At 48.0% G+C, this 12367-nt stretch carries 12 protein-coding genes; 5 read left to right on the top strand and 7 right to left on the bottom strand.

Translation table 11 applies throughout. The annotated features are described in order from the left end of the window. Positions 1-78: 78 nt before the first annotated feature. The 3 genes from QUA23_RS07960 to QUA23_RS07950 form a co-directional block, all read right to left on the bottom strand. The gene (locus QUA23_RS07960) at positions 79-393 is read right to left on the bottom strand and encodes a hypothetical protein (protein WP_333075077.1); all 315 of its coding nucleotides are present in this window, start codon (positions 391-393) and stop codon (positions 79-81) included. Between the two features lie 45 nt (positions 394-438). Continuing rightward, entirely contained in the window at positions 439-603 is a 165-nt protein-coding gene (locus tag QUA23_RS07955) for a hypothetical protein (protein WP_333075075.1), read from the bottom strand. Positions 604-778: 175 nt separating this feature from the next. After that, positions 779-1345 (bottom strand): COP23 domain-containing protein, encoded by a 567-nt coding sequence (locus tag QUA23_RS07950; protein ID WP_333075074.1) that lies wholly within the window; start codon positions 1343-1345, stop codon positions 779-781. 680 nt (positions 1346-2025) lie between these two features. On the opposite strand from QUA23_RS07950, the gene QUA23_RS07945 reads away from it, so the two are divergent. Beyond that, positions 2026-2631 carry a hypothetical protein gene (locus tag QUA23_RS07945; RefSeq protein ID WP_333075072.1) on the top strand — a complete coding sequence of 202 codons (606 nt, stop codon included), beginning with the start codon at positions 2026-2028 and terminating at the stop codon, positions 2629-2631. Between the two features lie 138 nt (positions 2632-2769). Next, entirely contained in the window at positions 2770-4146 is a 1377-nt protein-coding gene (locus tag QUA23_RS07940) for a cytochrome P450 (protein WP_333075070.1), read from the top strand. Between the two features lie 539 nt (positions 4147-4685). Here the strand turns inward: QUA23_RS07940 and QUA23_RS07935 are convergent. Further along, positions 4686-4973, bottom strand: coding sequence for a hypothetical protein (locus QUA23_RS07935; RefSeq protein ID WP_006632921.1), 288 nt, complete (start codon positions 4971-4973; stop codon positions 4686-4688). A gap of 494 nt (positions 4974-5467) precedes the next feature. Between QUA23_RS07935 and QUA23_RS07930 the strand changes: the two genes are divergently transcribed. From QUA23_RS07930 to QUA23_RS07920, 3 genes are all read left to right on the top strand, one after another. Then, a complete protein-coding gene (locus QUA23_RS07930; RefSeq protein ID WP_333075068.1) occupies positions 5468-5728 on the top strand; it encodes a MoaD/ThiS family protein in 261 nt (86 codons plus the stop codon). A gap of 370 nt (positions 5729-6098) precedes the next feature. Further along, positions 6099-7397 carry a threonine synthase gene (gene thrC, locus QUA23_RS07925; protein ID WP_333075066.1) on the top strand — a complete coding sequence of 433 codons (1299 nt, stop codon included), beginning with the start codon at positions 6099-6101 and terminating at the stop codon, positions 7395-7397. A 135-nt stretch (positions 7398-7532) separates the two neighbouring features. After that, positions 7533-7808: a MoaD/ThiS family protein gene (locus tag QUA23_RS07920; protein WP_006632924.1), complete on the top strand. Its 276-nt coding sequence runs from the start codon at positions 7533-7535 to the stop codon at positions 7806-7808. A gap of 227 nt (positions 7809-8035) precedes the next feature. Here QUA23_RS07920 and QUA23_RS07915 read toward each other — a convergent pair whose 3' ends face one another. The 3 genes from QUA23_RS07915 to QUA23_RS07905 form a co-directional block, all read right to left on the bottom strand. Then, complete coding sequence (locus QUA23_RS07915) at positions 8036-9919, bottom strand: ribonuclease J (RefSeq protein ID WP_333075064.1); 1884 nt, start codon at positions 9917-9919, stop codon at positions 8036-8038. Positions 9920-10186: 267 nt separating this feature from the next. Then, a complete protein-coding gene (gene dapA, locus QUA23_RS07910; RefSeq protein WP_333075062.1) occupies positions 10187-11110 on the bottom strand; it encodes a 4-hydroxy-tetrahydrodipicolinate synthase in 924 nt (307 codons plus the stop codon). A 107-nt stretch (positions 11111-11217) separates the two neighbouring features. After that, on the bottom strand, positions 11218-12261 hold the full coding sequence (locus QUA23_RS07905; protein WP_333075060.1) for an aspartate-semialdehyde dehydrogenase: 1044 nt from the start codon (positions 12259-12261) through the stop codon (positions 11218-11220). Between the last annotated feature and the right edge of the window lie 106 nt (positions 12262-12367).

Genomic DNA, 12367 nt, shown 5'->3' with positions numbered 1-12367 from the left:
GAGGCGAACTGCAAGTATATACCGAGCGGAATTCCCCAACTGGATTTAACCATTTTCTTCCATAATTCCGCTATTAATTCATATCAAATCCGGGTACATCGGAATGATATAGAGGAAACGGCACTGATGTTTCCCTACAATTAATCGCGGTAGGGAAACGGCACTGCCGTGTCGAAAGCTGTGGGTAATATTAATTTCGATGCTACCGAATTTGATATCACTTCCATCTTCAAAAGCATAGACGCCAAAATTTGGATCTCGATACTTGCCCCTACCGTTAATCCCAACCAAGAAACCTTTGACATTAAAAATCGGGCTGCCACTCATGCCGATTTTAACCTCATTTGTATAGCCCAAGCTATAACCTTGAGACAAAGATTTGGGTAGCAGCACCGAAACGAAGCCCGCCCCGCCGCCCAAGCCCCAACCTCAGCAACCCTAGGAGACTGCCAGCACGGGATCTGACACCGCTCCTGGCTCGCTGCTGAATGGTGCTATTTTATACTCGATCGCGCTGGGAAACTGAACGCTCGCCAGATCGATATCGCCCAGCCGCCTCAGAACTCCTAGCAGTGGGTGGAGGAGACCGTCGTCGGTGACCATTGTCCGATCGCCACAACCTACCAGCTAGTCAGCACTCTATAGGTGTGGCCCTGCTGCCGGACGATCGTCCCCGAACCCCAAGATTTCCCCGTCTGGATGCGTACCGCTGTTTAACGTGCCAAGTTTTCCACATCCACCCTTGGAATTGGTGACGAAATGGAAAATTTTTCCATCTTTAAGGCATTCCCGACGGCGGGGAAAAAGGGGGCAGTTGCGCCTCATCATCCATTTTTTCCCCTAGCTTTTCCCTGACATCAATGTAAGGAATTTTACTGGTTTCATCAAAAGACGGCATCCCGACATATCCTTGGCGCCAAGCCAACAAATTATACAAAGAGCCGATCGGGTCTTGGCCGGGTCTGAGGGTATAAATCAAATTTTGACACAGCCCATTGACTTGATTCGCCGTGCATATGACGTTCTGGCCGTTCATTTGGCCTGCAGTAATGTACTTAAGCATTCGTCGGCGGCGATAGGTTTCGAGGCGTTGACTCACTAATTGACACCGAGTTGCCGGATCGTACCCAGAACCGGAGAAATAATCGGAAGTCCACTCAATCCAAGGCTCTACGGCACCTTGAGCGTTTTGGTACACCGTCACCGGCGCACCGGTCGAGGTACTGCACCAAAATCCACTTTCCCCCTGTGCTCGCCGACCGTAACTCGGTTGAGAAGCAACCGTCAGGCCGGTGAGGGCGATCGCTGTTGCCAGCAAAACTTTTGTCAATAATTGCTGTTTCATGATGTTTTCACTGTGTTTTATGAGATTTGGCACAAAATCAGCGAACGCTGCGATAACACCCTTGACACGCCTGTTCGTTACAGATCGGCTGACTGGGGAATTATGTGATTCACGATTTGACCAGAAAGCAGTTTTTTTACGGAAATACTTCGTTGCAGCCCTTATGCCTGGTTAAAAAACCCGGTTTCTTTGCTCTTGATTCGTAAGTTTTGATATCGTTCGCGACTTGCACATTCCCTCTAACGGCGATTTCGGCGCTGTTAAAAAAGCGCTGCGAAGGCGAGCTTAAAATGCGCCCGCCAGTCTGAATTATGTTGTCATTACTACTAATCCAACTCAGGCTGTCGCAAACCGGAAAGAGGCTCTTGGTCTCAGACATTGGGATGGCTCGAATTGCAACGGTACATCAGACCACTGACACGGTATTTGGTATCACTTAGGCTCTAGGTCGCTAGCTTGATCTGCTGAGATACGGAGACGCCTGGGTTACACAGATGAGGGGTATTACCCTATGTGCCTGATCGAACACTAAATTGAATGTATTAACCAGAACTCTTAACTTGTTTTCATCTCCGGATTAGGGATACCTAGAAATACTTCTAAGTGAGTGTAATCAGGGAGTAAGTGCTTTCTACCACCAAAGTTCATCCTCGGTACACTAACGTTGAGTATTAAAAACTATGAACCGTATCTGCAAACAGTTCGGGTATTTAGCGACTGGATTAATTCTGACTGGCGCTAGCAGTTGTTCTAGCTATGATGCAGCTAACTCGGCCGAAAACCAGAGGCAATTCCCAGCAAGCGCGCGTCAGTTCCCACACTTACAACTAATGGGAAATCAAATTGAGACTCGATCTAGTCAATTAACGCCACCTTCTAACTCTGTTGACTCAGTTTTAGGCAGTGCTGCCCTCTCAGAAAATACTGCCACCGTTACGGTTTATAAGGTAGATAATTTGTGTCAAACTCTGAAGCCGGAAACAGTTACAGGTCCAGAGATCCAGTTAATGTCATCGGCGGTTAATGAAGTGTTAAAGCAGCAGATTTTCGATAGTCTTGGTTTGGCTGGTTATCGCCTCAAGATCGATCGCAACCTCGGAATAGCTACCGTGGATCTGCGAGCCTCCGGAAATTCGCGGCAGAAATTGCAAAATCTGTCCAGTTGTCAGATGTTAGGTTTGTTCGGGGGCGTGCGCCAAACTTTAACCAGTTATGCTCCTTGGCAAATCAAAACTGTTCGTTTTACAGAGCTTGGAGAGGATATTTTGAGTACCGTTCGAGAATAAGCTATTAAAATTATTGGAGATGGGACTTACGCAATTCTCCCCTTAAAAACAAGGGTTGGGAGGGATTGAACCAACCTTCAAACCCTTTGAAATTTGTTGATACTGCTAAGTCCTGTAACCCAAACCCCGGTAACTCCTATGACACTACCTAACGGCCCCAAAGCTCCACCCCTTGTGCAGCTAATTCAATGGATTGGCGATCCCCTGACATTCATGGATAAATGTGCCAAACAATACGGGGACATTTTCACAGCTCAAGTGAACAACGGGAAACCATTGGTGATGATCCACCACCCGCAAGCTGTCCAGGAGATGCTCAACAGCATCGCGTTTCACGCTCCAGGCCGGCTGAATAGTATTCTCAAACCCATGCTGGGAGAACAATCCATGATTATGCTCTCAGGAGAAAGGCACAAACGCGAGCGCCAATTATTGATGCCACCCTTTCACGGGGAACGGATGCGGAATTACGGCCAACTAATTTGCGATATAGCTCAAGATGTTGCCAGCAAATGGTCGGTCGATCGACCTTTTGTGGCCCGCAGCGCGATGCAGGAAGTCACCATGCGGGTAATTTTGCAAGCTGTCTTCGGCATGGATGACGGGCCGCGGTTACAAGCACTCAGACCACTGCTTGCCTCAGTCCTCGATATGACCAACTCTCCCCTGCGATCGAGTATGCTGTTTTTCGGCTGGATGCAGCAAGATTGGGGATCTTGGAGTCCTTGGGGACGCATGAAACAGCGGCAGCGGAAAGTTGACGCACTGATCGACGCGGAAATTGAAGAACGCAGACAGCAACCAGACGCCAACCGCACCGACATTCTCAGCTTAATGATGGCCGCCCGCGACGAAAACGGGCAACCAATGACCAATGAAGAATTGCGCGACGAGTTGATGACGCTGCTGTTTGCAGGCCACGAAACCACAGCAACGGCCCTAGCTTGGGCGTTTTACTGGATTCACCACTTGCCCTCGGTGCGCCAGAAGTTGCTGCAAGAATTGGACAGTTTGGGGGAAAATCCCGACCCGATGGAGATTTTCCGCTTACCTTACCTGAGTGCAGTTTGTCAGGAGACGCTGCGAATTTACCCCGTGGGAATGCTGACGTTTGCGCGAGAAGCGATCGCGCCCGTGGAACTGATGGGATATCAACTCGAAGCGGGCACGGTTGTCGTCGGCTCGATTTATTTGACCCACAGACGGGAGGATTTGTATCCAGAACCGCTGCAATTTAAACCGGAACGGTTTTTGGAGAGGCAATTCTCGCCTTATGAGTATTTGCCCTTTGGAGGCGGCAGCCGCCGCTGTATCGGCTTGGCGCTGGCGCAGTTGGAGATGAAACTCGTGCTGGCAACCATTTTGCGGAATTTCGACCTTGTATTGACCGAGAAAAAGCCCGTACAACCCAAACGCCGAGGGGTGACTTTAGGGCCTGCCGGCGGCGTGCGGATGGCCCTGCTGGGGCGGCGGATGCGGCAGCAGATGCCTGAACCTGTCGCTAGTGGGGTTTGATGTCGCAGCGGTGGCAGCGGGCGATCGAACTTTCAGCTTTGAGTGCAAACAATTTAGCGAGAATGTGCGATCGTCCGCAAATGCCACCATTTTTTGTAGCACCCGCTACAGATAAATAGCTAGAATCCTTAACCTGTAACCATCGCCCCTCTCTATTTTCAAATTTTCAGTCTAAAATGATATGAACCTTGCAAACACAGCCTAAAAGCAAAAGTGGGTGATTGCAATAGTCCTCTTGATATCTCAAAAGCCTGCCTGCCATACTTTAAAAACATATGCATACCCTGTTATTCAGCAAGGTCGGAAGCGTGTTGGCATTGCCAGCAATTTTCCGGCCTCTTTATTTTTTGGGCTACTTGAGGCATTGGCGACAAGATGTAGAAGGCAAGGCAAAAGTATAAATTCTCGCCCTGTCCTCGTCTACCCCTGTCCCCAATCTAGAGCTTCTGCCTTTAATTCCAATAGAATCCGACAGCAAGTTTAAGGAATCACTAAGGAATAATTAATGACTTGTTAAATTATCTCCTTCTGTCCTTCTCTCAATCTTCTGTTTTCAGAAATTCCGATACCGAGACAGACTTCGGAAGACTCTCCAGATCTTGAATTTCGCTTTCGTGGGCAAAGAACTCGACTTCTTTGTCGTCAATCTGGATCTGATAGCTAGCGGTAGCTGTCACAACCCGTCGCTTTTTTTTATCTTCTATTAAAACCCAACACACGACTGGTCTTACCCATCTCTCAACGTGCTGGCTTTGCTTCGTACTCCCAAAGGCATACCAGCCTTTAGCTTCAATAATTTGAAGCACTTTAAAATCGTTATTTGCCATATATTTCTATCGCGTTAACTTCAGTATTCTTCTTAGATAGAACTGCTAGCTTACTAAGCAGGGCAAAGGTTTGGCAATTCCAGCCCGCACTTGATAACCTGATTTTTTGTCAGGAGAAGCGGGTTGACAAGGCCTTGTCTGCGTTGTTGCCTGCTAAATGTAGTGCGAGCTTTTTGTACTCTCCCACAATTACCGTAAAGTATCTATACCGCATCCTCAAAAAATATTCTCGCATTAGCCTCAACAGCAGCCAACTAGACCTTAGCTAGCTGCATCTAACTGGATGCCAACAGCTTCTAACGCCTGGTTGGTGAGAGCGATCGGCATACAATCTTGTTAAGACTTTTTGCTGCAATCAACTATCATCTTTACCCGCTGGGGTAAAACTTAACTAGAGGTTGCCGCTTTCAATTCTAAGCCTCGGTGCGCCTAATTCCTAATTAATTGTATGGTGTAGTTGATAATTGCCAAACCGTCGATCGCACTCAACAGCCGTGTCTAACTCTTTGATTACCATCACCGTTAAACTTTTCGCCGCCTTCGGTGAAGCCTACGGCGTTTCGGAACTTACATTAGAACTTCCTCCCGAAACCCCAGTGTCTCAAGTGCTCGAAAGCTCGATCGCCCAATATCCTCAATTAGAACAATGGCGCGATCGCACCCGCTTCGGCCTTAACCTGGAATTCGTCTCCCCCGACACCATCCTCCAAGACGGCGACGAAGTTGTACTCATCCCCCCCGTCAGCGGCGGCTAGGGTAAGTTGGTTAATCAAAAATTCGAGGTTTTGTAGTTGTGTTCGATCGCACGACTGCCCAATTCTGATCCCAAAAAAGATTTATTAAGTTTTGTAACAATTCCGTCGGCAAATCATCCTTGATCTCGATCGGGCTCGCGTGCGGGCCTGACAATCTGGATTCCCAGCCAGAGCCTGAAAACAAGTCAAATCCTTGTGGAGTGGGCGTTCTGCTCGCCCAAATATCAAAGTTAAATACACTACTGTTTAACTCAAAAGTAACTGAAAAATTAATCCCGACTAAAAAAATCGGGTATGGTTGACGGGCTAAATTGACCGTGCTAATCTTGCACAAGACTAAGAAAACATCGCAAAACTAGAGAGTTGAGCTATGACCCAGGCGACCAGAACCCAATCCACAGCAGCAACCTTCACAGCCCTTAAATGTAAAGAATGCGGTGAAGAGTACGAACTCCAAGCCAAGCACGTCTGCGATTGCTGTTTTGGCCCGCTTGAAGTCAAGTACGACTACGACGCCATCCGCCGCACCGTCACTCGCCAAACCATCCAAGCCGGCCCCAACTCGATCTGGCGCTACCGCGCATTTTTACCAGTCGCTACAGATAACGTCATTGATGTCGGCACTGGGATGACTCCTCTATTAAAATCCCACCGCTTGGCGCGCCGCCTCGGTCTAAAAAATCTTTATATTAAAAACGATGCCGTCAATATGCCCACTCTGAGCTTTAAAGACAGAGTGGTGTCAGTCGCCCTCAGCAGAGCCAGAGAATTGGGTTTCACAACGGTATCCTGTGCCAGCACCGGCAATTTAGCTAACTCTACGGCTGCGATCGCCGCCCACGCCGGACTCGACTGCGTAGTGTTCATCCCCTCCGACTTAGAAGCAGGCAAAGTCCTAGGCACTCTGATTTACAATCCAACTGTCATGGCAGTTCACGGCAACTACGACCAAGTTAACCGCCTCTGTTGCGAAGTCGCCAATACACATGGCTGGGGATTTGTCAATATCAACTTGCGTCCCTACTATTCCGAAGGCTCAAAAACCCTCGGCTACGAAGTTGCCGAACAGCTAGGCTGGCAATTGCCCGATCACATCGTCGCTCCCCTCGCCTCCGGCTCTTTGTTCACAAAAATTTACAAAGGCTTTAATGAATTCATCGAAGTCGGTTTAGTTGATGAAAAGAAAGTACGGTTCAGCGGTGCCCAAGCTGACGGCTGTTCCCCCATCGCCCAAGCATTCCGCGAAAACCGTGATTTCGTGAAACCGGTGAAACCGAATACAATTGCTAAGTCGATCGCGATCGGCAATCCAGCCGACGGTATGTATGCCTTGGAAATCGCCCGCAAAACAGGCGGCAACATTGAATCCGTCAGCGACACCGAAATCATCGAAGGCATGAAACTGCTAGCAGAAACCGAAGGCATCTTCACTGAAACCGCAGGCGGCACAACAATCGCAGTCTTGAAGAAACTCGTAGAAGCAGGTAAAATCAATCCCGATGAAACCACTGTCGCTTACATTACCGGCAACGGTTTGAAAACGCAAGAAGCAGTTCAAGGCTACATCGGCGAACCCATCACCCTCGAACCGAAACTAGAAGCGTTCGAGCGCGCCCTAGAACGCGCCCGCACGCTCGAACGCTTAGAATGGCAACAAGTTTCGGTTTAACAGCTATTAGTCAGTAGTCGGTAGTCATTAGTCATTGGTTGTTAAGCTGTTGACTGATGACTACTGACTGATTACTGAGGACTAATGACTGAGGACTAATAACTAATAAATGACTACTGACTAAGGACTAAAAAAATGACCGTCAAAGTTTTAATTCCCACTCCCCTGCAAAAATTTACCAACAATCAAGCCACCATCGAATGCGCCGGCGATAACATTTCCGAACTAATTGAATCGCTGGAAACAAATTGTCCCGGCATCAAAAAAAGCCTGTGCGACGAAAAAGGAGAACCCCGCAGATTTCTCAACTTCTACGTCAACAGCGAAGACATACGCTTTTTGGATGGCTCAAAAACGGCTCTCCAAGATGGCGATGAAGTCAGCATTGTTCCAGCAGTTGCTGGTGGCTGATTTTGCAACCGCAGATGGTGGTAGATAAACACAGATGAACGCAGATAGAATTAATTACTATCTGCGTTCATTTGCGTTTATCTGCGGTTAAAAACAATTCCCTCACTTAGTGAGGAAATCTATTTATGAAATCAAATCTAGGCTTGTAGTTGCGCTTGGGCATCCAAGCGCAACTACAAAACCTAAAACTCCTTTCTTGGTTCGCAGTACGTCCGAGAATTACTGCCCTAAGAAGCTGCCCTTGCAGCAGTCCGGGGACGGCGCCGGCCTGTCACCTGATTGGCAGGAGATGGCAAGGATGGGGATGATGCCGATGATGGCGTTGCCGATGATGGGGAGGATAATAGCTTAGGTGCTTCCAGGGAACCGGGAGATGCTGCTACTTTTTCCGATCGCACTGCTTCTTCAGGAATCTGCATCAGAAATACCAGTAGCGGATTGCTTTGAAGTTCCCGGCGCATCACTCGCTGAATAGCCTTTTCTATTTGCGTTTGCACTCCTACCCAGTCAACATCAACTTGCGAGTCTGAAGTGGCGGGTTTGACAAATTCTGACCAGCGATCGCTCAAAACTGTTTCAATGGTTTGAGTGATTAATTTGATCACCTCCGCGCGATCGGCTGATGTCACTACACCTTTCAAGTGAACTTCTGGTTTGGCAACTAATTTGCCTTCCCAATTCAAAGCCGCCGCTACAGTTACAACGCCATCTCCCGCCAACTGCTGACGTTCCTTGAGGACGCTGGCTTTGACAACGCCCGATCGAGAAGAATCTACTAATTCAATTCCTGAAGGCACTTGACCAGCGACTCGCATTGAATTTTCAGTTAATTCTACGACATCGCCGTTATCAATAATCACCATATTGCTAGCGGGAATGCCCATGCTTTGAGCCGTCTTGGAGTGCTGGATCAGCATCCGGTGTTCCCCGTGCACTGGCAAGAAGAACTTGGGACGAGTCATGTTAATCATTAACTTTTGGTCTTCTTGACAGCCGTGGCCCGAAACGTGAATGCCTTTGTCGCGGCCGTAAACCACGTGTGCTCCCAGCATCATCAGTTTATCGATCGTGTTTACCACTGCGATCGTATTTCCCGGAATCGGATTAGCTGAGAAAATGACTGTATCGCCCTTTCTGATTTTCAGTTCGTGATGTTCGCCGTTAGCAATGCGAGTCATCGCCGCCATCGGTTCGCCTTGGGAACCTGTAGTTAAAATTAAAACCTTGTCTTCAGCCAAATTGCGGATTTCTTTCAGCGGTTTGAAAATACTATCTTCGCATTTGATGTAGCCGAGATTGCGGCAGTGAGCGATGACGTTAAGCATCGACCGGCCAACCACTCCGACATACCGATTGTTTTTCTTAGCCAAGTCCAAAACAATTTGCAATCGGTGTACCGACGAAGCAAAAGTCGTCAGCATTACCCGTCCGGGTGCTTGAGCGATAATTCTATCTAAATTCGGCGCCACAGAACTTTCCGAAGCGGTAAAACCGGGAACTTCCGAGTTAGTAGAATCGCTGATCAAGCACAGCACGCCTTTCTCACCGTACTCCGCTAGCTTTTGCAAATCAAAATGCTCGCCGTCTACAGGAGTGTGGTCAATTTTAAAGTCGCCGGTGTGGATCACAATTCCGACGGGAGTGTGAATTGCCACAGTAAAACTGTCGGCCATCGAGTGAGTGTTGCGGATGTATTCGACTAAGAAATTCTTGCCAATTCTTACAGTATCCCTGGGTCGAACCGTTCTCAATTCAGTGCGGTGAGACACTCCCGCTTCTTCCAATTTTCCGGCTAGCAAAGCCATCGCCAAACGGGGGCCGTAAATGACCGGAATTTCAAATTGTTTGAGGTGATAAGGGATGCCACCTATGTGGTCTTCGTGACCGTGAGTCACGATCATACCTTTAATTTTGTGGCTGTTTTCCCGCAGGTAAGTCATGTCTGGGAGGACAATATTTACCCCGTGCATTCCATCTGTCGGGAACGCTAAACCGGCATCTAAAAGAATTATTTCGTCGCCGTACTCGAACACACAAGTGTTTTTACCGATTTCGTGCAGCCCGCCGAGGGGAATTACTTTTAGAGCAGATGCAGTTGTATTTTTGATCATGCGTATCCTTTGTTAGTTATTTTTGTTATTGGTCTGTGGTCTGTGGTCTGTCGTCTTTCGTCTTTTGTCTACTGTTCGTTGGTAGGGCGATATTTTTCCAAATATTTATGGAAAACTCCCTGGCGGGTTTTACTATCCCGTACAGTCAGTTGTCTTGGGTCTTCATTCTTCTATCTTCAGTCTTTAATCCTTGACTGTTAGCTACTTACTAACACTTAATTACTAATGACTGATGACTCAGAACTAATGACTGATAACAACCAATATTCAGTTGTCTGAAAACTCGTTCTCGCTCGTCTTGCTAGCTGATACTGCTGCTAGCTGACTCAGTACGTCCTTTAACTTTTGAGTTACCTCAACGGGCGGATCGCACAGGGGCGGACGGGTGGAGCCTACATCCCAGCCTTGAAGTTTGAGAGCTGTCTTGACGGGAATGGGATTTGTGGTGAGAAAAAGAGCTTTAAACAGGTCAAAAAGTTGCAAGTGAATCTGGGTAGCGACTTGAACTTGACCGGCCTCGAAAGCTTTAATCATCTGTTGCAGTTGCTCTCCTACCAGATGGCTGGCTACGCTAACTACACCAGATCCTCCTACCGCCAGCATTGGCAAAGTTAGGGAATCATCTCCAGAATAGATGGCAAATTCAGGGGATGTCAAGCACCGAATTTGACTTGTTTGATCCAAGTTGCCACTTGCTTCTTTTACGGCCACAATGTTGGGGATTTCTGCCAATCGAGCCACCGTCTCCGGCAACATATTCTGACCAGTGCGACCGGGGATGTTATATAACATTATAGGCAATTCAGGAGCAGATTGCGCGATCGCCCGAAAATGATTGTATAAACCTTCTTGCGGGGGTTTGTTGTAATAAGGAACCACCTGCAAACAGCCATCTAACCCGAGTTTAGCTGCTTTTTGGGTAGCTGCGACTGCTTCTGAAGTAGAATTCGATCCGGCTCCTGCGATTACCAACGCCTTACCGACCACCGCCTTTTGTACCACCTGAAATAATTCGTACTCTTCATCCCAGGTCATAGTGGGAGACTCGCCAGTAGTGCCGCACACTACCAAGCTATCTGTACCGCGATCGGCTAAATGAACTGCCAATTGTTCTGCTACCGCATAGTTAACACTGCCGTCTTCCTTAAACGGCGTAATCATTGCAGTCAGAACCCGTCCAAACTTTACCACACTTTCTCCGATTTTAGACTGTTGATTTTTGATTTTAAATTTTAGATTTCAGATGAAAGGTTTATCTAAAATCCCCAATTTGAATTTCCCAATTGCCAGGGTTCCCCCTAATTAGAAGCCGCCGCCACTTGGGTTCGCAACAAATTTTTTTCTACCAGCAACTCAGCTATCTGCACCGCATTTAAAGCCGCCCCTTTGCGGATTTGATCGCCCGACAGCCACATTTCCAACCCGCAGGGGTGAGAAATATCTTGACGAATCCTGCCAACTAACACCTCATCCTTACCGCTGGCTTCTGCAGGCATCGGGAAATAATTAGCTTGCCAGTCTTCTACCAGCTTAACCCCGCTTGCCTGCTTTAAGATTTCCCGGGCCTCGCTCGCGCTAAAAGGCTCTGCAAACTCTAGATTAATCGCTTCCGAATGAGCCCGTAGTACGGGAACCCGCACGCAAGTTGCCGTAATTTTAATCTCGTCCGTACCAAATATCTTCCGAGTTTCGTTTACCATTTTCATCTCTTCTTCACAATACCCCAAATCGTTAATCGGGGTGTTGTGCGGAAACAAATTAAATGCTAACGGGTATGGAAATATATCTGTTTTGGGCGTTTCCCCCTGCAAAATAGCTCTTGCTTGAGCTTTCATTTCCTCCATTGCCCTTGCCCCCGCCCCGCTGGCAGACTGGTAAGTCGCTACAACGATGCGCTGTATCGGCCTAACTTTGTGAAGTGGCCAAACGGCAACTGCCATCAAAATAGTCGTGCAGTTGGGATTAGCAATTATACCTCGGTGAGCTGCTGCTGCTTGGGGATTGACTTCGGGAACCACTAGCGGTACCGTCGCATCCATGCGGAAAGCGCTAGAATTGTCAATTACCACTGCCCCGGCTGCCACCGCTTGCGGAGCCCATAACTTAGAAGTAGAGCCGCCGGCAGAGGCGAGTACCAAATCTACATTATCAAACGATCGCGCCGAAACTGCTTCGACCGGCAGCATCTCGCCGCCAAAAGGCAAAGTTGTGCCTGCTGAACGTTCCGAAGCCAGCAGCTTCAACTTAGAAATCGGAAAACTCCGGCTGTGCAATAGTTCTAGCAACTCGGCACCGACTGCGCCGGTAGCTCCTAAAATGGCAACTCGATAGGATTGAGACAAATTAGTTTCCTCCAAAAATTAAAGTCTAAAGGATCGAAATCAAAAATTTAAATAACTGCAATTCTCAATATCAAACTTAATTAATGTTATGCGATATCAGGAGCAT

Source organism: Microcoleus sp. Pol1C5, assembly GCF_036701115.1.
Taxonomy (GTDB): Bacteria; Cyanobacteriota; Cyanobacteriia; order Cyanobacteriales; family Microcoleaceae; genus Microcoleus.
The sequence above is the reverse complement of the archived record's forward strand: the minus strand, read 5'-3'. Positions and strand labels throughout refer to the sequence as shown.